At 68.3% G+C, this 22,180-nt stretch carries 15 protein-coding genes; 9 read left to right on the forward strand and 6 right to left on the reverse strand.

Annotated elements, in window-relative coordinates; all coding sequences use genetic code 11:
• Both ACWC24_RS39855 and ACWC24_RS39860 read right to left on the reverse strand, forming a co-directional pair.
• A partial coding sequence (locus tag ACWC24_RS39855) for a hypothetical protein (RefSeq protein WP_450667809.1) occupies window positions 1-673 on the reverse strand: 673 nt, incomplete at its 3' end.
• A gap of 206 nt (window positions 674-879) precedes the next feature.
• Window positions 880-1,875 carry a PIN domain-containing protein gene (locus ACWC24_RS39860; RefSeq protein ID WP_450667810.1) on the reverse strand — a complete coding sequence of 332 codons (996 nt, stop codon included), beginning with the start codon at window positions 1,873-1,875 and terminating at the stop codon, window positions 880-882.
• Between the two features lie 349 nt (window positions 1,876-2,224).
• Here ACWC24_RS39860 and ACWC24_RS39865 point away from each other — a divergent pair, with 349 nt between their 5' ends.
• The 3 genes from ACWC24_RS39865 to ACWC24_RS39875 all read left to right on the forward strand — a co-directional run bounded on the left by ACWC24_RS39865 (window position 2,225) and on the right by ACWC24_RS39875 (window position 6,724).
• A complete protein-coding gene (locus ACWC24_RS39865; protein WP_450667811.1) occupies window positions 2,225-3,400 on the forward strand; it encodes a hypothetical protein in 1,176 nt (391 codons plus the stop codon).
• Window positions 3,401-3,683: 283 nt separating this feature from the next.
• Complete coding sequence (locus tag ACWC24_RS39870) at window positions 3,684-6,152, forward strand: DnaB-like helicase C-terminal domain-containing protein (protein WP_450667829.1); 2,469 nt, start codon at window positions 3,684-3,686, stop codon at window positions 6,150-6,152.
• A complete protein-coding gene (locus ACWC24_RS39875) occupies window positions 6,152-6,724 on the forward strand; it encodes a hypothetical protein (protein ID WP_450667812.1) in 573 nt (190 codons plus the stop codon). The genes ACWC24_RS39870 and ACWC24_RS39875 overlap by 1 nt, the downstream gene beginning before the upstream one ends.
• A 62-nt stretch (window positions 6,725-6,786) precedes the next feature.
• Here ACWC24_RS39875 and ACWC24_RS39880 read toward each other — a convergent pair whose 3' ends face one another.
• Together ACWC24_RS39880 and ACWC24_RS39885 are read right to left on the reverse strand one after the other, a co-directional pair.
• Window positions 6,787-11,040, reverse strand: a complete 4,254-nt coding sequence (locus ACWC24_RS39880; protein ID WP_450667813.1) for a caspase family protein — start codon at window positions 11,038-11,040, stop codon at window positions 6,787-6,789.
• A complete protein-coding gene (locus tag ACWC24_RS39885; RefSeq protein ID WP_450667814.1) occupies window positions 11,037-11,972 on the reverse strand; it encodes a hypothetical protein in 936 nt (311 codons plus the stop codon). Before ACWC24_RS39885 ends, ACWC24_RS39880 begins: the two co-directional genes overlap by 4 nt.
• A 235-nt stretch (window positions 11,973-12,207) precedes the next feature.
• On the opposite strand from ACWC24_RS39885, the gene ACWC24_RS39890 reads away from it, so the two are divergent.
• The 3 genes from ACWC24_RS39890 to ACWC24_RS39900 are packed head-to-tail and all read left to right on the forward strand — an operon-like array spanning window position 12,208 to window position 17,013.
• Window positions 12,208-12,912, forward strand: a complete 705-nt coding sequence (locus ACWC24_RS39890; protein ID WP_450667815.1) for a hypothetical protein — start codon at window positions 12,208-12,210, stop codon at window positions 12,910-12,912.
• Window positions 12,909-14,891: a hypothetical protein gene (locus ACWC24_RS39895; RefSeq protein WP_450667816.1), complete on the forward strand. Its 1,983-nt coding sequence runs from the start codon at window positions 12,909-12,911 to the stop codon at window positions 14,889-14,891. Before ACWC24_RS39890 ends, ACWC24_RS39895 begins: the two co-directional genes overlap by 4 nt.
• A 34-nt stretch (window positions 14,892-14,925) precedes the next feature.
• A complete protein-coding gene (locus tag ACWC24_RS39900; RefSeq protein WP_450667817.1) occupies window positions 14,926-17,013 on the forward strand; it encodes a hypothetical protein in 2,088 nt (695 codons plus the stop codon).
• Window positions 17,014-17,483: 470 nt separating this feature from the next.
• On the opposite strand, the gene ACWC24_RS39905 is transcribed toward ACWC24_RS39900, so the two are convergent.
• The gene (locus ACWC24_RS39905; protein ID WP_450667818.1) at window positions 17,484-18,653 is read right to left on the reverse strand and encodes a hypothetical protein; all 1,170 of its coding nucleotides are present in this window, start codon (window positions 18,651-18,653) and stop codon (window positions 17,484-17,486) included.
• Between the two features lie 82 nt (window positions 18,654-18,735).
• Here ACWC24_RS39905 and ACWC24_RS39910 point away from each other — a divergent pair.
• Window positions 18,736-19,886 (forward strand): IS630 family transposase gene (locus ACWC24_RS39910; RefSeq protein ID WP_450667819.1). Its coding sequence is split into 2 segments (ribosomal slippage): window positions 18,736-19,231 and window positions 19,231-19,886, totalling 1,152 coding nucleotides; the frame shifts between segments, so codons are not numbered across the junction.
• A 5-nt stretch (window positions 19,887-19,891) separates the two neighbouring features.
• Entirely contained in the window at window positions 19,892-20,299 is a 408-nt protein-coding gene (locus ACWC24_RS39915; RefSeq protein ID WP_450667820.1) for a hypothetical protein, read from the forward strand.
• Between the two features lie 529 nt (window positions 20,300-20,828).
• Here ACWC24_RS39915 and ACWC24_RS39920 read toward each other — a convergent pair.
• A complete protein-coding gene (locus ACWC24_RS39920; RefSeq protein WP_450667821.1) occupies window positions 20,829-21,266 on the reverse strand; it encodes an endonuclease domain-containing protein in 438 nt (145 codons plus the stop codon).
• A 519-nt stretch (window positions 21,267-21,785) separates the two neighbouring features.
• Between ACWC24_RS39920 and ACWC24_RS39925 the strand changes: the two genes are divergently transcribed.
• Window positions 21,786-22,094: a hypothetical protein gene (locus tag ACWC24_RS39925; protein ID WP_450667822.1), complete on the forward strand. Its 309-nt coding sequence runs from the start codon at window positions 21,786-21,788 to the stop codon at window positions 22,092-22,094.
• The last annotated feature ends 86 nt before the right edge of the window (window positions 22,095-22,180 follow it).

Genomic DNA, 22,180 nt, shown 5'->3' on the forward strand with positions numbered 1-22,180 from the left:
CGTTCCTGGTTTTGACCGACATCTCCAGGCACCTCAAGCCAGCAATGCTGCCAGCACTGACCGACATTCGTTCTTCGTTCTCACCTATGCAGCCAACCACGCTAAGCAGGGCTATGACGGCCCAAAGGGCACTGGTTTTGGTCGGGGCGACCTGCAGGTCCCCGCTTCGGCGGAGTGCGGTCACAGCGCAAACGGCGGCGGCGGCCGCCAGCACTGCGGAGGCGATGCCGCAGTAGAACCCGAAGCCCGGAGCGATGTAGCCCAAGGTGTCCTGGGCGCCGGACCGGAACATGCCGACGACATCAGCGACCAGCAGGCTCGGATAGACGATTCCTGCGCCACCGGCCAAGCCCAGCCCGAGCCGTGCACTGCCACGGAGCAGGGCCAGAAGACTTCCCAACGACAGAATGACGGCGTGGGCGATATTGAAGGCCAGTGTGCCGTCGTTGTCGTGCAATGTGGTGGGAAGGGCGTCCGGTCCGGCGAAGGAATACGTCGTGCATATCGCTATGACCACACACGCGGCGGCACCGGCGCCCAGGCCGGATGTGAGGTAGCGCAGCGTGAGCGAAGGCGGTGCGGTGATCCGGATCTCCTGGTTGAGACGGTTACCGCATCGGGCGCAGTAGCTCTCCCCGGGCGCGCCCGGCCGCCCACACGTCGTACAGAACATGCACGTTTCCTTCACGAAAGTGTCCAAGGCTGGTAGACCCTACAGACGCCGTACTCAGGAGCCCCTGGGGGCTCCTGAGCTGATCTCGTCCACTTCCGGCCCCTCCCTCGCTGGCAGGCCCGCAGCTTGACGGCAGCACCCGCAGCGCTGCGATGTGTCGCAGGATGCGATGGGGGGCTCCACTCCTTGTGGTACCGGTGGGCCAACTATCCCCAGGGCGAGGCGGTGATCTGCATGTTGGCCCTGCCAAGCTGCCATTTCCCAGGGGCGGGCTGGTGGAAGGCGGGGAAGCGGTGCAGGAGGCGGTCCAGTCCGTCCATCTGGCGTCGGTGCGGGTGCTGCGCGGCGGCGGGAAGGGCCGAGAGGATGTCGGTGCGCGTCATCGGCGCGGGAGCGCGGGCGAGCAGCCGGGCGACGCGGGAGAGCACGTCGTCTCCGGGGACGCCGCGTTCGGCGTCCCGCCAGGTGCCCGTGTGCAACTCGTGCCGGGCGAACGGCTCGGCGAGAAGCTGCACGACCTCGATGCCGGCCCGGGAGAGCGTCGCGCGGGCCTGGGGGAGGCGGGCGCGATTGCGGTACGCGTAGATGCCGGCGGCGACCGCCAGAGCGCCGGTGGCCAACGGGTAGGCACGTGCCAGGCGTGCGGTCCCGATCAGGGAGCGGCCGGACAGTTCCATCGCGGCGGTGCTGCCCCGTACCGCCTGCTCGGCCGCGCCGATCTTCCCGAGTACGGCCCGCAGGGCGGGCCAGTCCCGGGCGGCGACGTCGTGACGGATCAGGTCGCGGTCGGCGGCGAGGAGGACGACAGGGGCTATGACGCCGGCGAGTTGGAGGATGCCGACGTCGCTGAGGTCTTCCTGGGCGAGCTTGTCGGCGGCCGCCGTCAGGGGCAATCCGTTCACACAGACGACGTGCAGCAGCGGTACGTACTGCCCCCACCACAGCCGCTCCGCCTTCACGAGATCGAAGTCGCCGCCCTCGTCCTTGCGATCGGCGAGCACGCGCGGGACCTCGGCCCATACGTAGTGGGGAATGAAGCCGCGCAGCGTCCCGTGGCGCATCCCGGCCAGGATCGAGGATGGCTTGCCCCGCTTCAGCGCGGCAGTGATGTCCGAGGTGAGCACCGAGGTGTCGAACACCCCGAGCCGGAAGCCGGCGCTGGGATCGAGGGGGCGCGGGTGCGCGTAGGTGCTGCTGTACATGGCGGGAGCGTAGGCCCGTGCCCGGAGAGTCGGCGCACAGATTTTCCAATCGCGCTTCTGGCTCGCGTGGACCGAACTGTTTCGGGAGTCAGTTCCGGGGGTGGCGGGGGACCGGTAGGCTGCGGGGCAACGGCCGTCGCATCGGCCCAAGCCAGTGCCCTGGCCCATGACCGGGGTGCATCACGGCAGAGGTGCCCGCGGGCCCGGTACGACCGGGTTCGGACTGTGAGCATCAGTGCGAGGCGTACATCAACTCTGAACAGTCATAAAGCTGTTGAAGCCTTCCGCATGCTGCTCTTCGTCGCGCGCATCGGGTCATGGGGCCGAGCGCGGGAAATACGAGAGCCGTATGACCAAGAGCCACGGCCGCAAGAGCCGGGCGAGAAACAAGAGCCGCACTCGGGGCGCTGCGTACGCCGCGGCCAACGCCGGCACCCTCCACCACCACGGCGGCGGCCCCTCCAACGAGGACCTGCGGCCGGCCGACCCCAGCCGGTGGGGAGTCGAGACCGCACCGGACATGCGGACCGCGTCCGCGCTGATCGGCGCGCGCATCGAGCAGTGCGCCCCGTGCCTGGAGTCCCTCACGGCGAAGCTCTTCAACGAGGAACCAATCGTGCTCGCGGTGACGGCCGCATCGGTCTACAGCCTGCATCCGGCTCACGAACGGCCGACCGGGGAAGGCGTTGCCGACAGGTCCGCCCAGGCCTTCTTCCTCCTCGTCCAGCACGTCCGCGCCATCGCGGGTGATGCCCGGATACTGCTGGCCAGCGTGGAGAGAATGCCCCGCGCCGACCGCGCGGCACTCCTGGACGACGCGCTGGACCTGTGGGCGCTTTACGGGCTCGATCACCCCAGCCTCCTGCGCGGCCAGGACGTCGACACGGCCCGCTCGCCGGACCTCACCATCACGGCGCCGAGCAGTGAACCGAACAACGACGGGCCGGGCACGGTGACCGCCTTCCCCGCCCTCGTGCACCCGGCTGCGGAAGGCCGCCCAGCGGAGGGAGCCGGAGCTGCTGCACGGTCCGCTGTCGCCAGCCGGAGTGCCCAACGCCCTGTCCCGCATGCCGTGCGTACGCGCCAGCACCGATCGTCTGCGATCGCCCCCAGCAAGGAGAACCGCGTCCACATGAGCGAGACCACCATGAACATCGAGCAGCACGCGGAGGACGCGTCACGCTCCCTGGTCGATCTGGTCAGGGCCCTTCACAACGACGGGATCGATTACCCGCTGGAGGCCTACCGCGTCCTCAGCTACCTCACGCGCGTGGCCGGAGAAATGAGGACCGCTCTCGACCTTCTGGATACCTCTGTGCAGAGCCTCCAGAACAAGGGGCGGCTGATGTCCGACTCTCGGGGCGAGCCTCTCGACGAGGTCATCGCGCGCTTCACCCAGTCCTCCGGCAGGGCGCGGGACCTCGCAGGCGACCTCAACGCCACCTTGGCCAAGGCCTACTCTGCGGTCGGCCACCTCGCGTACAAGGAGGCGCCCGAAGAGCAGGAGCCTGCGGCTCACAGCTGAGGCCGCCTGTTCGGAGCGGCAGGAAGCGTCTGCGGGCGCAGTGAGCGGAGGCCGGGGCCGGTGGCCCGGCCTCCGCGTGCCGTGCGGCACTTCCCGGCACTGTGAACGATGACTCCTTCATGTAGTCAACCCACACCACCAAGACGCGCGAAGTGAGTGAATTCTTCGATCTAATGTGTGATCCAGGCTGAGCTATAGAGTTGATTTTTGCTATGATGGTGGGTAGTTGAGTGCGCCGGGAGGGTGAGTGAGCCAGGGTCAGGAATCACCGGCCGAGAACGCGATGAGCGTGACCGAAGCCCGTACGGACCTCTTCGCCTTGGTGAAGCGTGCCGAGGAAGACGGTGTTACGACGCTGATCCACAAGCGGGAGGATCGCGCTCTGCTGGCACCGCTGGACCGGTTTCCGGCAGCGCGGAAGGACGGCGCATTCCCGTCCCACGCGCTGAGCGTGGCGCAGAAGGACTTCGGTGAACTCATCACGCTGGCAGCTCAGGGTCAGCCGCAGGTGCTCCGGCGCAGCCGCACGCCGGTCGCGGTACTACTGCCCGTCGACACTGACTCTCGCGCCCACTCGTCCGATCAGGCCGCGGGCGCGGTACCCGCAGGAGGTGCGATGAACAGCCAAGGCGATCAGGGACGCGGCAGCGTGCCGCGCAGGCTCGCCACGCTGGGCGACGCCATCGGCTCTATGCTCGCCTCCGGCCCGACCAGCGGCCCCACGTTCGGGCTGCCCGGACTGGACGCTGCGACAGGCGGTCTGCACCCCGGCCGGCTGACGCTGGTGGCCGCCGCCCCGAACGTGGGCGGAAGCCTGCTGGGGCTGGCTGCCGCACGCCAGACCGCGCTCGTCGACAACCAGCGCGTCCTGTACGCGGCGTCGGGGCCGAGCCAGGCCGACATCATGCGCCGGATCGTCTCCGCGGAGACTGGGGGTGACTACCCGCGCCTGAAGCAGGGCCGCCTCACTGCACACGAGCAGCAGGTGGCCCAGGCGCTGGTCCAGGCGCCGCTGCTGATCGACGACGGCAGCGAGCTGACCGCCGAGGCAATCGCCGAGACCGCCCCGTACGTCCAGGACCTGGCACTGGTGGTCGTGGACCGGCTCCAGGCCACCGACAACGCCCGGCTTCCCCTGTCGGGCGCCCGCCTCCCGGACGCCTCCCAGATCCTGGCGTCCCTCGCACGCACCCTGCATGTGCCGGTGCTCGCCATCGTCGACAGCGACGACCCCACGCTCCTGGGTCTCCTGGAGGCCGACGTCCTGGTGACGCTCGCACCGACCGAGGACCCTGCCAAGGTCCAGGTGACGATCGCGGAACGCGACGTCGGCGCGATCGGTTCCGCGTACCTGAGCCCCGATCTGCTGCACGCCCGTTTCCTCGACGCCGATGACGCCCCCGCCAGCCCTGTGGCGGCCGGTGCAGTACCTGAGCAGAGCCTGGGCAACGCTGTGGAGCGCGAGCTGGCCGAAGCGGCGCTGCCCTACACCTCTGGTGCCCGGCAGGGACTGCCGGCTTCCGTCTCACATGTTCTGGCCGCGCTGCGCGCCGCGCTGTCCGGCGGCGACCAGAACGCCCTTGACGAGCTCGGGCCATCGCTCGCCCAGGTTGCCGCGGCGCCGCTGCAACTGCCGGACACCCACGAGGGGCATCGACTTGCTGCCGCACTGAACGCCTACACCGCCGCCGGACAGACTCCTGCTGTCCCTGCTTCGGACGGCGGCCGCGCGCCGGACGGCGAAGACGACACAGACGCAGACGAGGAACTTCAGCCGGGGGACGAGGAGGACGAACCGGAAGGCGCGCCCTTCCCCGCGCTGAAGCTGCTCAAGGATGCGGTCGGCCGCTCGAAGATGCATCCGATCAAGGTCATCCGCACCGAGGAGCGGGAGAGCGGGCCGTGGCCGCTGATCAGTGAGCACATGGACGGCGAACCACGCTGGGTCCACCCCGACGTCACCAGCATGCGCGTGCCCTACATCCGGGACAACGGCAAGCGTGTCCGGCGGGACCAGCTCGAGGTGCCAGCCTCCTTCGGAGAGGGGGTGCTGTGCCTGATCGACCGCAACGGCAGCTACCCGTCCGCCTGTTCGGCCGTCCCCCTCGCCCCGAACAAGCTGCTGCACACCGGGCCCCTCGAGGCGTTCGACAAGGCCGGCGCCGGCATCTACCTCATCGACATCCCGCAGTGGCCCCGCACGGACATGCCGCACCCGCTGGGGCGCATCATCGACCGGCCCGACGAACAGGGCCGCGTGTGGGTGACCACCCCGCACATCAAGCAGCTGGCGAGACTCGTCCGCGAAGGGCACCTCACCGCGATGCCGGCCATCCACGACTCGTGGACGGGAAAGGCCAACGAGTCTCTGTTCAAGCCGTTCTACGAGGCGGCCCGCAACGCGCGTACCGAGCTCGTCCAGGCAGGCGGCGACCCGTACAAGGCGTACAAGACGCGGCTGTCCATCGCCCTGCGTCTGCTGTGGCCCAAGCGCAAGGAACAGAAGTCCCCGTTCTGGCGGCCGGACTGGCGCATGAGCATGGTCGCCGAAGCATCCGTCCGCCACTGGGTCGGGGCGTTCAAGGCAGTCCAGGAAGGTCACACGCTCATCGCCCTGCGCAACGTCGACGCGGCCGTCTTCTGGACGCCGCCCGGCACGCCCCCCGCCACGTACCGGATCGGAACCGGCTTCGGCGAGGTCAAAGCCAAGTTCATCCAGCCAGGCGAGATGATCCCCGAGGGTGACGACTGATGGCCGGCCCCACCGGACACGGAGGATCCCTGGGCGCCGCCCTCGGCGACCTCCTGCGCGCCCAGGTCACCCCACGCCACCGGCTGTCGTCGTACACCGCCAAGCACTGGCACGCCCAGCTCAGCCAGCTCACCGCAACCCACCGCGGACACCAGGCCCTGGAAGACGCAGGCCTCGACGTGACCGTCAAGACCCTTCTCAACTGGCTGTCCGACGCCGAATACAACATCCGCCGCAGCTACCGCGACCTCATCCACACCGCCTACGAGAACGTCGCCATCGTCCCCGCCGACCCGATCCCCGACCACGTCAAGGACGGCCAGTACGAGATCAGCGGCTATGTCACCACCGGCACCGACCGCCGCCAGCGCGGAACACGCCACGCCGCACCTCTGCGGATCGACGGGAGCCGGGGCGACTGGGACGCGATCGAGGAACTCTGGACAGCCGGCGAGCTCACCGACGACGCCTTCGAGGACCACTTCATCGACGACATCATCGTCGCGGACATCGGCGAAGGAACCGACGGATGGGAATTCGACGGCAGCTCGTACTCCGTCGAGCTCAGGTAACACACCAGAGGCGAACCCGCGCATGAGCACCAGTCCTGAGCGGATTGGCCAGGCGGGCGCGGTCACCGTCTGTCCGTCTCATCCATCGAGCCTGGACCGAGCTTGTCCGACCGGTACGCGAGGAGCGCAAGATCGCGTTCCAACGCCACGACGAGACTGCCGTCCGAGGAGAAATCAACTGCTCTCAGGCCTGGTATGACAAAGCGGCACAAAGCCTTCCTCGCCCTAATATCCCATAGATGAAGATCATTGCTGAACGTGCCTATGACGGCCAAAGGGCGGCCGTCGAGGACAGTGCACGCCACGGCACGAACCCGGCGGTCGAAGGAAGCGAAGGGTTCGCCAACCTGGCCACCAGTGGCCAGGTCCCACACATACACCCGACCGGCACCGGTCTCGAAGAGCGGGCCGGCGGCGATGACGGCGACGGGGCGGTCATCGAGGACAGTGCACGCCACGGCTTGTACCGGCTGGTCGAAGGAAGCGAGGGGTTCGGCGACGGGACGCCCGGTGGCCAGGTCCCACACATACACAGTGCCGGTGCCGGTGCCGGTGCCGGTGCCGGTGGCCGTGGCCGTGGCCGTGGCGATGACGGCGACGGGGCGGCCATCGAGGACAGTGCACGCCACCACCTCAACCGGGTCGTCGAAGCGTGTAAAAGGTTTGGCGACCGGATGCTCGGTGGCCAGGTCCCACAAATACATCCGGCCGGGGTCGAAGAAGTTGCTGGTGGCGATGACGGCGACGGGGCGGCCGTCGAGGACAGTGCACGCCACGACCCCAACCGGGGCGTCGGCGCCAGCACTAAGCTCGCCGACCTCGCCACCGGTGGCCAGGTCCCACACATACATTCCGCCGGCACCAGGTTCGAAGGGCGCGCCGGTGGCAATGACGGCGACGGGGCGGCCGTCGAGGACAGTGCACGCCACGGCACAAACGGCGCGAGGTTCGCCGACCCGACCACCGGCGGCCAGGTCGCACACAGACACCCTGCCGGTGGCAGTGGCGATGACGGCGACGGGGCGGCCGTCGAGGACAGTGCACGCCACGGCACGAACCTGGCGGTCGAAGGAAGCGAAGGGTGCGCCGACCAGGCCATCGGGGTCCAGGTCCCACACACGCACGCTGCCGGTGCTGGTACCGGTGGCGATGACGGCGACGGGGCGGCCGTCGAGGACAGTGCACGCCACGGCCCCAACCGGGTCGTCGACGCCAGCACTAAACTCGCCGACCTGGTCACCAGTGGCCAGGTCCCACACATACACCCTGCCGGCACCCAAACCGATGACCACGTCGCTGCCGAAGAGCGCGTCGGTGCCGATGACGGCGACGGCGACGGGGCGGCCGTCGAGGACAGTGCACGCCACGGCCCCAACCGGGTCGTCGACGCCAGCACTAAACTCGCCGACCTGGCCACCGGTGGCCAGGTCCCACACATACATCCGGCCGGCACCGGTGTCGAAGAGCGCGCCGGTGGAAATGACGGCGACGGGGCGGCCATCGAGGACAGTGCACGCCACGGCTTGGACCGGCTGGTCGAAGGAAGCGAGGGGTTCGGCGACCGGACGCCCGGTGGCCAGGTCCCACACATACACCCTGCCGGTATCGAAGGGCGCGCTGGTGGCGATGACGGCGACGGGGCGGCCATCGAGGACGGCACACGCCACGTCATGAACCCGGCGGTCGAAGGATGCGAAGGGATCGCCGACCGGACGCCCGGTGGCCAGGTCCCACACATACACCCTGCCGGTGCCGGTGCCGGTGCCGGTGCCGGTGTTGGTGGCGATGACGGCGACGGGGCGGCCGTCGAGGACGGCACACGCCACGGCCTGCGCCTGGCCGTGGTGTCCGGTGAGGGAGTGACGGAGCGCGGGGGTGAAGTCGTGTCCGGTGGCCCACGCGGGCACCCACGGACTGGTGTGGGCACAGTTGTTGAGCTGTTCCTGGAGTGAGGTGGCGCCGGCGCGGGCGGCGTTGAGGGCGAGGAGGTTGCGGCGCACGGGCGGGGAGGCGTCGGCGTGCAGGTCGAAGGAAGTGCGGTAGACGGCGGCAGTCAGGCGGGCCCGGCTGCCTGATGCCTGGTGCAGGTGGGGGGTGAGGCTGTGGGGGGCGGCGTGGACGAGGTATTCGGTGTGGGTGAGGAGGTCGTCGATACGGTGTGCGGCTGCGGCGTGGGTGGCGAGGTGGTTGAGGGTGTAGGGATGGGCTCGGGACCAGTCGCGGGTAGCGTCGCCGCGGTAGGGGACACGGGCGGTGAGGATGTCGACGAACGCGCTGTGGATGGCTGCGGGGTCGGTGTCTTCGCGGAGGTGTTCGGTGAGGGCCTGGTGGTAGAGGCGGTAGCTGGAGCGGCCGTTCTCGGTGGCTTCGACGACGTAGGAGCCGGCGTTGCGGCGCAGCCAGAGAAGGTCGTCGTCGGTGTAGATGCGCCCTGAGATGGCGGAGGCGAGGGGCGCCCAGATGTCTTCCCAGGGCAGGCCCTGGCCTTCGGCGTAGGCGAGGGGGCGCAGCAGGTCGGCGGCGCGCTGGGCGTCGTGGCCGAGGCGGCTGGTGAGGTCGTCGCGCATTGCTTGTCCGGCATGACTTGGCAGGCCGGCCTGCCACTGCGGATCGCGGGGGTCGGTGACGACGGTGTCGGATGAGGCGAGGGTGTAGGCGGCGAGGCGGGCGACGAGGAAGGAGCGGTCTGCGGCGTCGGCCACTGCGCTGGCGACGGGCTCCAGCAGGTCGGGGCGTTGCCGGTAGGGGGAGGTGTGACGGCTTTCGATGAGGTTGCGCATCGTGTACACGCGCAGCGCCTGACGGTCTGCGTAGCGGGTGCTGTCGAGATCGAGGACCCGGCTGTCGCGGTCGGGGATTGCTGTGTCGAGGCCGAGGCGATCCAGCAGATAGGGGCGGGTGCCCAGGAGCAGGCGGATCCGGCCTTGGGAGTGGTCGATGAGGGGGCGCACGACCTGTGAGCACAGGGAGTCCGGGGTGGCGGCCTCGTCCAGGGCATCGATGAGAACAGTGAACGGCCGAGCGCGAGCGCTGGTCTGCTGTCCCAAGTCGTCGAGGAACTCACCGACCGTGGAGGCTTTCAGGCCTGCCGCGGCTGCGAGGCCGTGCAGGACTTCGCCGTTGGTGAGGTTCTGGGCGTACATGATGACGTCGATGCTGCCTTCGCCGGGGATCCACTCCGGGTCCAGGCCGAGCGAGCCGATGGGCACGGTGCGGCGGCGTTCGGGCAGGGCGAGGGCGGCGATGAGTCCGAGCACGGCCGTCTTGCCCGATCCGGGGCCAGCCGTGACCACGCGCACGGGCCCAGCTCCCACGGGGTCACCGGGCACCGGGCTGCGCCGGTCTTCGTCGCCCGTGCGGAGCCAGGCGGAGAGTTCGGCCAGGACGCGATGGCGGCCGCAGAACCACCAGCCCTGAGCGGCATCGCCGTGGTAGCCCATGGCACGGACCAGAAGCCGGCTCGTGAATTCGGTGTCCCTGCGGCGGGCGTACTCGTCGAACTCGGCGGCGTCCTGGAGCACGAGATCGACATCGGTGAGGCGGACATCGTGGCGCGGGTTGCTGAGAAAGTCAGGCGGCTCACCGGTCAGCCCGATCAGGGACAAGCTGATGCGCTGGTAGGCGGGCTTGGCCTCGTCGTCATTCATCTGCTGCACCACGGCGGAGACCGACAGATGCTTCGGCGCGTGGCCGGCCGTGGCCTGGCGGTTCACGGCCCCGTCGAGCAGGTCCGGGAACAGGCCTGCCTTGGCCTGTTGGTGGGGCTGAGCGGAGGAGACGATCACCAGCCCGGGACTGGCTGTGCTCTGCCCCCACGTCGCGCCGAGCCGTTCCAGGGCTGCCGCGGCGAGCTCGTTGCCGCCCTGCCCGGAGTAGCAGGTGTCCAGGATCAGCAGAAGCCGGCGAACCCGGGTACCGCTGAAGACGCGCACCAGCTCGGCAGTCGGCAGCGAGGTGAAGGAGACGTCGGCGGGGTCGGTGTCCGACATCAGCAGCACGTGCTCACCGCTTGTCTCGTCCACTTCGCCGTGGCCGGAGAGATAGACGACCACCAGATCGTCTTCGCGCCGCTCGGCCGCGGTGCAGAACGCCCGCAGCTGCTCCCGCAGCTGCTGCACGGTCGGGTCGGCGCCCAGCGCGGTGTGGTGCCGGTAGCCGAGATTCTTCGTGAACAGCTCGACGATCCGTTCACGGGCCTCGACGAGTCCGGGCCGGTCCCAGTCGGGGCACTTGGGATAGCGGGAGACCGAGGCCGCGATCAGATACCGGCGCGACTCCTCGAAGTCCTGTGGGCCGCTGCCGGGGGAGACGGTCATGCGAGACCGTCCGCGATCGCCTGTCCGCACAGCTTGTCCGTCAGATACGCCGACGCATCGTGCGCGTGCGCGCCGTTGTCCACGACCGCGCAGCGCACCCGTTCCCCGAACACGGGGCGGAGATTCTTCACCAGAGCGACGACATCTCCCTGGTCGGCAAGGTTCGTCCACGCCAGATGCTCGCTGCCCGGCCACACCCCTTTCGCCTGCCCACCGAGCGTGAGAGGGGTCGGCTGGAGGCGGTGCAGGATCAGGTTGGGGATGCCCAGCGGGGAGCCGATGGTCACGAAGGCCCGCACCGTGTGGCCGGGGCGGGCGCACAGGGCCTCGTAGGCGACGACCGAGCCCAGCGAGTGAGCGACGACGACCCGGGTGTCCTCTTGGATTTGGTCGACGACGCGGGCCAGGGCCTTCGCCCGGACCTCGGGATCGGTGAGATAGCGGCTCACCTGCTTCAGGTCGGACACCATCGCCCGTAGAGCCACCTCGGCAAAGAATTGTGACCCCGACAGCGCCCTCAGCGCAGCCTGCACCGACCGCGGGGTGGAGACGAGTGTGTCCGCGCCGGGCGGCACCACGCCCGGATCGCTTTCGGCAGCCGCCTGCCACCAGGCGAACAGCAGATCCCGCTCGAAGCCCTCCGCGACATCGGCGGCCGTGTAGGGCGGGTCCCCGGCCGCAAGGAATGCCCCCTGGGGGCGGAAGAGGTCACCGTAGAAGGCGACCGCCACATCGGGCTCCGCCAGCCGGTCCCCGCGGTCGGCCCGTTTCAGGCCGTCGTTCAGGACCGGTAACCACTGCTGGCGCAGCGACTCCTCGCCCAGCGTCTGCTTGCCGATGCCATGCACCGTCACCACGCGCGCCATGCCCGTGCCCCCGTAGTACTTGCCCCGGTCTGCCGTGGTCAGCACTGTAGGGGGACGATAGGTCATGGAGCGCCACAATCCGCGAACTCCGCCTCGGCAGCGGCTGGTGACAGCGTGCCCCCTGACCACGGACGCCGCGGCGCAATCGCCGCTGGCCGTAGCCTCGATGGGGACTTTTGTCTGTGTCGTGGGGGTCTTTTCAGGGGTGGGACGGGACTCTTGTTAGTCCTGCGCTGCGCGTACATGATTTCGGCTTGTCACCCCATGGTCAGGTTCGTGTGCGGATGGTTACTCTGTCGCGATGGATCATGAGGGGGCGGCCCCGGGGCCGGAGGATCCGGTGACTAGCCGGGAGCAGGACGCGGTGCGTCTGCTTCTGCTGATCGACGGGGCGTGCGAGCCGTTGACCGATGCGGAGAGGGCTCTGCCCGCTCTGGAGCATGCGGTCGGGGTCATGCGGACGCAGGTCAAGTTGCAGAAGCTGGACTTCTGGCTGCGGAATCCGGACTATCTGGCGAACGAGCTGCTGACCGAGTACGAGGCTGATCGCGAAGCGGCGCTGCTGGACATCGCCAGCGGCATCTTGGACTCCGAGGAGCCAGAGGTGCGGCGCTATCCGATGCTGCGCCACCACTTCGGCGCTTATGAGTGGCTCGATGACGCTCTGGCGGTGCTGCGCAGTGCCGGACTGCTGGTCCGCAGGCGGCGGGGGACGGTCGACCGGGTGCGCCAGCACGACTACTTCCTGCTGGAGCACGGCCGCCATGTGGTACGGGAGATTGTCCGTGAGGCGCCGGCGTTCGACTACTACGTGCAGCGGGTGGAACTGGTGATGCGGCTCGCCGGGGAGAAGAGCGGCAGTGAACTCAAGCGGCAGCAGTACCTGACGACCGAATACGCCGAGACGCCGCGGGGGAGCCGGATCGGGTCGATCAGCGAACAAGCACGCGCGCGCTTGGCAGTCTTCCGCCAGGAGCTGCAGGTACAGGCATCGGGGGCAGCATGAGCACGCTACAGACTGAGGCGCTGCTGGAGACGCGCATCGCGGAGGGGGCGGGTGTGGATGTTGAGGACGTCCGCAATGTGTTCGCCGAGTACGGGTTGCCTCTGGTCATCTCCCCGGCGCGGCCCCGGTCGCTTCACGTGCACCGGCTGCGTGTGGCCGGGGAGCGCACCGGGGATGTCCAGCCGGGCCCGTTCGACACCCCGCTGTCCTTCTCCACAGGTCTGACGGCGATGGTCGCCTCCAACTTCCGGGGCAAGACATCCGTGCTGGAGCTGCTGACCTGGTGTCTTCGCGGCACTCCGCGTGACGAGATGCAAAAGCGTGTCCGCGGCTGGCTGCACCAGGTCGACCTGGACGCGACTGTCGCGGGCGAGCCCATGGGCTTCCGCCTCGACCTCACCGACGGAGAGATCACCTCAGCTGTTGTACTGACCGGCACCGACCTCTCTTCACTGGCTGACGTGCGCGCACCGGCTGCGGACCGGGGGATCACGGCGCTGCTCCGCGCGTCCAGCACCGACAGCTACGCGGAACAGATGGCCTCACTGATGCTGCGGCGCATGGATCTGCAGCCACTGGTCAACAGCTTCAAGGAGACCAGCACCCAGACCCACGGATGGCCCGCCTATTTCGGCGCCGTCTACCTTCCGGCCGGTGGCGACAAGGCCCTGTTGGGCGAGGTCACCTCAAACGGGCTCCCGGGCCGTCTGCTGCAGGTGTTTCTCGATCTGCCTGCCGCAGCCGCTCTGACCCGTGTCAAGACGGTCCACAGCGTGCGCCTGGCCGAGGACAAGGCACGCCGGACCGCGGCCGAGGCCGAGGCCGCCGAACGGGCGTCCGAGCGCGAACGCCTCGAAGCCGACCTCGCCGCGGCCCGCCAGCGCCTGTCCAGCCTGCTGCCCAGTGACGGGGGCGACGGGTCGCTCGTTGACCTGGCCAACGAAGCGGTCCGCCTCGCCCGTACGCTCGCCGACGCACAAGACCGGTGGGACGAGGCGTCCCGCGTCTTCCGCCGGGCGCGCACGGAACGCCAGCACGCCGCCAAACTCGTCAACGACGTCACCGAGAGCGCCACCGCGCGCCTGCTCTTCCACGGCCTCAACCCGTCCAGTTGCCCTCGCTGCGATCAGGACATCGACGATGCTCGCCGTCAACAAGAACGGCACGCCCGTACGTGCGCGGTCTGCGCACGGGAGGTGACCGGAGACGACGACGATCCGCAGGAAGTCACCGCCGAAGCGCAGGAGCGGCTGAAGTCGAGCGCAGACATCGAGGCCACGGCCAAAGAGGAGCTCGAACAAGCCGAGACCACCGTCGACAGCCTGACCCGCCAGCTTGAGACCGCCCAGGAGCAGCTGCGTCGAGCCCAGTCGGCAGCCGACCTCCCGGCACGTCTCGCCGCCCAGGAAGACGTGCTGCGGCTCGAAGGCGCACTCAGCGTGTTCCGCGAGCCCGAAGGGCCTGTCACCGGCGACGCAGAAGCGAAGACCATCAAGATTCTTGCAGCTGCCGCCGATCTGCTGGACAAGGACAGCAAGAACACCGCCGAGGCGCTGTTCAAGGAAGTCAACAAGGAGATCGCCGAACTCGCGACCCTGTTCGGTGTTCCCTCGCTGAAGTCGGTAGAGATCGACCGTGGCGCCCGCTTGAAGATCTACCCCCTGGGCAGCAAGCAGGAATGGTTCAAGGACCAGACCGCAGGCGCCCGCCTGCGGCTGCGTATCGCGGTGGTCATCGCACTGCTGAGGGTGGGACGCCGCTACGGAGTGTCCACGCACCCCGGACTGCTGCTGATCGACAGCCCCAAGTCCGAGGAAATGCAGTCCGCCGACGCCCATAAACTCTTCGCGGAACTCGCCACCGTGGCGGCCGAAAGCGACCTGCAGGTGGTCATCACCACCGCCGACTTCGACCTGGCCCGCGCCGCGCTGCCCGATGACACCATCCGGCAGGCGGAACCCGGCGCCTCACTATGGTGATCACACCTCCATCAGGCAGGAAGGGACGGCTGTCGTGCCGCAACTCGCCGACCGGCTGACCGCACTGGCCGCAGACGGCCAGGCGATTACTTTCCCTGCCATAGGCCTCACTCCCGACGCAGTGGCCAGTGAGGCCGGCGACGTTGCTGCCGGCCCGTTCGCCCCCTACCTCGCCGAAGCCGTCGCCGATGCCTACAACCGCAGCGACACGCAATGGCAGCCCGCTGCCACCGCGTTCCCCCAAGGACTGGCCGCGCAGCCCAGCGTCCTGCACCTCGCCGCATCCATGGACGCTCTGCTGCACAGCCCAACGGCAGCCAAGGCCCTGGGCAAGCCCCTCACAGCTGTCCTGCTGAACGACCTGCACAACCAGATCGAACACGCCCCGCTCCTGGCCGCAGCGCGCCTCGAAAGCGCGCTGCGCTTGGCCGTCGCCGATGCCGTCACCCCCTTCAAGCTGTGGCAGGCCCTCGAAGACGTGCCCAGCGACGGCCCCGAAGACTTCCTTGAGCGCCTGCCACGGCTACTCGGCCTCACCCTCGACCGCTGGGCGGACGAGGACACGATCGCCGACACCGTGCGCGCCCTGCTGCAGCAACTGACCCACGAGGAAGCCGCCGACGTGGACGCCATGTTCGAACTCGGCTGCGACCTGCTGCGCCGCGCTCTGTCCTCCCAGGATCTCGGCGCCATCACCAGCCACCTCGTCCTGGCCCGCAAACAGTTCGAGACGGCCGCGCAGGCAGAAGAAGCCCGCGAAGACGCCCGCATCTACGCCGCGGTCTGCGACGCCATCCTCGCCTTCAGCCGGCACGATGCGGCGACCATCACCACAGCAGCAGACGAAATCGCTGCCGCCCTGGACCAGCGCGAGGCCTGGCTTCACCGAACCCACCAGTCCTCCTGGCTCCAACCGCGCCGCTCAGCAGAGATCGCCTGGCAACGCCTCATCCTGCAACTGCGCGCCGCCGCCACGGCCCTTCAGGAAGATGCCTGGATGGATGCCTGGCAAGCCCTGGATACCGTCCTCAGCGCCTACAGTGCCGCCCGCACCGTATGCCCCGTGGCCGGCGACACCAGCCACGGCCTGGCCCATCTGGTCCAGCCGGCCATCCAAGACCGCTTCCTGCGCCAGCAGGCTTTCCTGGCACAACTGCGCCGCGCAGCCCAAGAGACCGACCAACATGCCGCCCGTGGCTTCGACCATGCCACCGCCACCACCCTGCTTCATGCCGTCGAAGCCGCCGTCCAGCGCGAACCTGAAGCCGCTTCTCCTTCGCCGAACGGCCCAGGGAGCGATGACGACGACCCTGTCGGTGCCGGGCCAGCGATGTCACGTCTGCAACGGCTGGCACCCACGCTCTTGCTCCTCCTGGGGGACCGAGCTGTCAGCATCGGCATCGCACTGAACGACGAGCAGTTGCTGCTCCTCGAAGGCCTCGCCTACGACAGCGACGTCGCCCGGCTCAAGGCCACTGACCCGCTCATCGTCCCCAAACTGGACGCGCTCATGACGGCCCTGTCCGCGCACCCCGCATTCGCAGGGGAGGTGCGCAGGACGTTCTCGGCATTGGTCGAGCAGACGCTCCTCTTCCTCAAGAGCCGCTCTGACCTCACACGCAGCAACCTCTTCGGCACGACAAAAAGGGATGAACCGCCTGCCTTCGACTACCGGCGCAAGCCCGAAAAGAAGGAAGATCGCAAACCGGTCGAGGCAGACCTGCAACGCGACTTCCATCAGTGGCTCCAGGCTGGCCCTCTCCACAACGTCGTCCTCGTCGAGCCGGTCGACGTCGGTATGGGGCGTGCGGACGTCATGGCTCACTTCGGCGCCCTGCGCTACCTGACGGAGATCAAACAGGACGCCTCCGACAACGACCGCACATACCTCGAAGGCCGCTACCTCGCCCAGGCCGCCGAGTACAGCAACACCAACGCTCCCTTCGGACAGCTCCTCGTGCTCGATCTCACGCCTAAAGACAAGACGCAGGGCAATATGCGCGTCGACGAAGTCGCGTGGACCACGAACCACCGGCCCAGCGGATCGAATACAGATCGCGCAGTGGTCGTCGGCATCGTCGCTGGCAACCGGGAGACACCCTCCGCCTACTCGCGCAAGTGACCACCGGGTAAGCGGGCTGACCATCCTGGACGGCCAAGCAAGCCAGTTCATCCCTGCGACGGCCGTATACGTGGCCCGCGTGCACCCGGGTCTCGCACAGTGCTCGGGAATGAGATCGTGCAACCGGTCGAATAAGGCGGGCGTACGAACCGGACTGACCGGGCTTCCGGGCGCACTTCGCATGCCGCGACCCAGCAGCACATGCGAGCCCACCAGTCTCAACCTCCGACCGGGGCCAGCGCGACGGCCAAGAGCTGCTGCCGTACAACATCCCGTTGCCCGAGCCGAACAAGCTCCGCCTCGCGTGCGGGCGGTGCTGCACGGCGGCCTAGACGAGCTAGATCGTCTGGCCGCGCTCGTCGGCAGCCGTCATGACCGACTCAGCACATGCCGGGGTGAGCTGTGGCCAGCGAAGGTAGAGCCAAAGCGGAGCCCGGGTTTGGCGCGCCTGCCGCCACCAGCCCAGTGCATCACCCGGCAGCCTCTTGAGCTGGAGTCGACTCCAGCCGGACAGCTGTCAGGATCAGGTCGCGGACAGGTGGTGCCAGCACCCCCGGCATCTCAAGCACCGGCCACTGACAGCCGGGCACCAGCTCATCGAGCACTGCGTACATCTGACGCTGGAACAGCAACAACAGGGTCGAGAGGGCGCTGCTGGTAGGCGACCAGCGGCGCTCGCGCAGAGTCTCCAGGACAGACACTCCGGACGGCAGAGTCCTCCCCTTCAGCCACTCTGTGACGGCTTCCCCGGGCAGTCCGGCATCCAGTTCGGCTTCGACCCGCTCACACAGGTCCAGAGCCCACTCACGCACTTGCTGGGCCGTACGCCAGCCGAGGCGGAGGTCGTCCAGCGATGCCGTGTCAGCCAGGCCGCGCAGTTGGTCGCGGGCGTCGCCTTGGGGGAGGAAGGTGAGTGAACCGTCATCGGCCATCACCAGGTCTGCAGCTTCCGGGGCGTCCTGCTGGGTGGTTTCGACGAACGAGGCGAACGGATGAGCGGCTGTGCCCGGGTTCATCCCGCGCAGCAGGTTCCCGATCTCCTGCAGGGACATGGTGCCGCCGAGGGTGGCGGTCACGGCGGCCAGCGATGCGTCTTGCGGAGTCATCGGCCTGGGCTCGGTGTTCCTGTCCAGCTCGGCCAGCTCTTCGGGGAGTTCGCCCAGGATGCGGGCGATGCGCTCGTCAATATGCCTGGCCCGGGCGGGGACGAGGACGAAGGTCTGTCCGGTTTGGGCAAAGCGGTCCAGGACATGGTCCACGTGTTCTTCCAGCTCCAGATCGTCGCCCAGGCTGTCGTCCTCGCCGGGTAGGGCAACGGCATCCACTGCGGCACGGAAAGCGGCCCGAACCGTCGTCTCCGGTACCGGGAGCCCGTCGGCGAAAAGCAGCAGCGCCAGGCCATTGGGGCGTTTGCCCCGGCCGGCGCGATGGGCGAGGGCGAGGACCAGGTCGAAGCTCTCGGGCCGGGGGGTGGATGTGCTGCCCCTGCCGCGGCCGAGGCCTCCGCCGGAAATGTTGCCTGGGAGAAGTCCGGCACGCCGCCAGACTCCGAGCTGCTTCGCCGTGATGGTGAGGCCGTGACGCGCCGCGTGGTCAATGAGCTGCTCGTCGGCCGCGCTGGGACCGTCGTTGGAAGGCATGACGCGAAGCTACTGAACTTGATTGAGTGATGTCGGTGCCGTTCGCCTGACAGTTGGATGTCGGTGCCGGTAGCCCTGGGGTGTGAGGTACGCGCAGGGCGGCGGGCTGACCGACGCCGAGAGATCCACGCGGGAGCGGTTACGACTCCAGGCCGTGGAGCGTTTCGAGAGCGGGCAGAGGAACGCGGAGGTTGCCACCGCCCTGCGGATCAGCGTGCGGTCGGTCGAGCGGTGGCGCCGGGCCTGGCGCGAGGGCGGAGAGGCAGGAGTCCTGTCAAAGGGCTCGCCGGGGAGACCTCGGCTCAGTGAAGCCCAGATCGCCAGGCTGGAGCGGGAGTTGGAGCGTGGTCCACTACCCCACGGCTGGGCGGACCAGCGGTGGACGCTGGCACGGATCAAGACATTGATCGGCCGGTTCTTCCACGTCTCCTACACGGTCGAGGGCACCTGGCGGCTGCTGAAACGGCACGGCTGGAGCTGGCAGCAGCCCACTCGGCGAGCGATCGAGCGCGATGACGAGGCGGTCGAGGTATGGAAGAAGGAGACCTGGCCGCGGGTAAGAGCACCGCGGCGGAGCACGGGGCCTGGATCGTTTTCGAGGACGAGGCCGGGCAGTCGATGACTCCGCCGCGCGCCAGGACCTGGGGCCGGATCGGCCAGACCCCGGTCGTGAGGGTGAGGGGCCGCGGTTCTGGGCGGGTGTCGATGGCGGGCATGGCCTGCTACAAGCCGGGTAAGCGGTCCCGGCTGATCTATGCGATCCGGGAGTACCGGGGCCGCAAGGACGAGCCGAAGGGCTTCGGCTGGCGCGACTTCCGCGACCTCATCGTGCGCGCCCGCGTCCAACTCGGCGGCCCGATCGTGCTCGTCTGGGACAACGTCCGCCTCCACCTGACGGCCGGCATAGGTGAATTCATCGACGCGAACGCCGAGTGGCTCACCGTGTTCCAGCTTCCCACCTATGCCCCGGACCTCAACCCGGTCGAGGGCGTCTGGTCTCTGGTCAAGCGCGACATCGGCAACCTCGCCGCAGCCGACCTCAGTCAGATCACCCGAGCGGTCAAGCGCCGGCTCAAGAAGATCCAGTACCGGCCGCACGTGGTCGACGGCTGCCTTGCCGGCACAGGCTTGGCCTTCGGAATGGACGACCCGGAGAACGATGGTCAGCGGCCACCCCGCCATCCGCTGGATCAGCGCGCCACTGGTAGCGATCAGTTTGCTGCGCTTGTATAGGCGCTGTGAGCCCAGAACCCACCTTCGAAGATGTAGACAATCCAACGCCTGAGGAGATGACCGCCTGGGCCTACGCACCCGAAGCGCAACCCCCGTTCTCTCAGGACTGGGACATCATCGCAACACGCCCCGACTTCGGCTTTCTGTTCCTGACCCTCGCCGCCGACAGGCAGTGCCCTCACCGCCGCTTCTTCCTCGGCTGCCTGTACCTCCTGGCCGGCGACGCCGTGCGCACGCGCTTCCAGACGATGCCCGAAGCAGACCTGAGCGCGCTGACCGACGAGGCAATGTCGATCGGAGAAGCTTGGGTCAGCACTTGGGGGGCACGCACCCAAGCCCTGGTTCGTACCCCCGAATCCTTCGACTACGAGGACTGGTGCGACCCGCGCGGGCTGGCCAGCACACCGACGTGATCAACCAGGATCCGACATCACCAGTTCAACCTCAGTAGCGGTGCCCGCATCGGCTACAGGCCGATTTTAGAGACCCCCCACCTTCGTCCGGTCGCTCTGCTAGCAGTCCTGTGCAATGGCGATCGAACGGCAACCAAACGGCGTCGCGACGCCGTTTCGGACACGCCACGGTTGAAGCCATCCCACCCGCTGCCCGCACAGCGCGCCCACCTATGGGCGCTACCGCGGCATGCCCGATTCGCAAAGGACTGATCGCTGATGACCACGGACACGGACGGATCCCGCCCTCAGGACCGCAGCCTCCGGGAACTGCGCCTGGTGCTCCTCCTTCTCACGTTGCTGGTGGGACTGCTCATCACTGCGGCGGCTGTCTATGTGGCCCGCGTACACCCGGGTCTCGCGCAGCCTCTGGGGGTAGGAGCTGGCGTCATGAGTGCGCTCGCCGCCATCGCCGGCGTCGTCGCCCGCGCTATCCGGAGGTGATCAGCCCTGGGCTCGGCAAGGTCCGTTTGAAGAAGGCTTCCAGACGTCACGGGCGCCGATTGGTCAGGAGTACTCCGCTGCTCAAGAGTTCACGGGTCAGCATCGAGCAGCCTGTCTTGCAGGGCGGCGCGGTCTTCTCCTTCGGCGCCCATGAAGGTGGGGAGGTGAGGAAATGCAGGGTTGTGGAGCGGTTCTCATGCGGCCAGTACCAGGCGAAGGCGGCGCCGGGCGGGTGGTCCCAGTAGGACTGGAACCAGCAGCGTTGGCCGCGGTGGATTCCGAGCGCGGTATCGCGGGCGTGCAGGGCCTCGACGTGATTGCAGTCGTAGCAGAGCAGGCCGCGAACGAGCCCCGAGTGGTGGCAGTGGTCGACGACCTCTGCCGGCCCGGGGCAGGTGGCACAGTGCCCGTCCTGCTCGCCGAACAGCCGCCACCACACGTACCAGCGCGGGACGCGGTCGCCGTGCTCCCATGTCGCGGTCAACGGCCCGTGCCAGGGGCGTAGCGGGGCACGCGGAGGCTGGTTGTGCCAGGCGCTCCAGAGCCGGCCGGAGTCCTGGCACACAGCTGGACCGCCGATAGGACGGCGCTGATAGTCGGCACCCCAGGGGACAGCCGGGCGTCGGTGCAGGGTGGCGTTGATGTCCTCCGTCAGATGCCGTTGCGTCCGGGTCTCGTTCGGTGCAGTGGGTGATCGCGGAAACGCTGTCAGCAGCAGGCCTGCCACAAAGATCCCCGCTGAAGCACTTGGTCGGGGCGGAGAGGGATGCAGTTCCTGCTGACGAGGGTCACCGTTTCCTGGTGCGCCAGCAACTGCGACCGCCACGGCGCCAGGGTGACCATCGTCTTCCCCAGCATTGCCCTGCTGCGGAGCGAGGTCCGACGGCGTTCCCGACATGATGTTCAGCCTCGTTTGCGCAGGATGAGGCGGCGGTGGACAGGAGGACACCTCCCGTCTCCCGTTGCCTGCATACGAGATCCCGGTCTGGTTCATCATCATGTAGTGACGGTCCAGATGGATGTCGCGCGGTTGCGGAGCCTGATCGAGGGTGTCCTGGCCGACCTCTACCAGCGGAATCGTCACGAGGACCTACCTGCATTGTGTGAGAGTCTGCGCCTCCCTCCGCCGCCTTCGCAGGAAGAGCACACGAAGCACCAGCGTCTGACGGCCAGCCTGCGTGCCTGCCCTGACGCCGGCCTGGACGCGGTGGGCCAGGCCATTCTCGACAGCCAGCCCTTGCCCGCGTGGGAGCGCAACCAGTTGCAGGACGTGCCGGGGTGTTCACGAGTGTGCCTGACCAGGTACTCCTGAGGTTGCCGAAGATCACTTCCCATCTGACTGGAGATCGTTCCCCAGCGCTGCACCGATGCCGCTCGTAATGAGTTGGTGTTCGAACG

Source organism: Streptomyces sp. NPDC001443, from assembly GCF_053597355.1.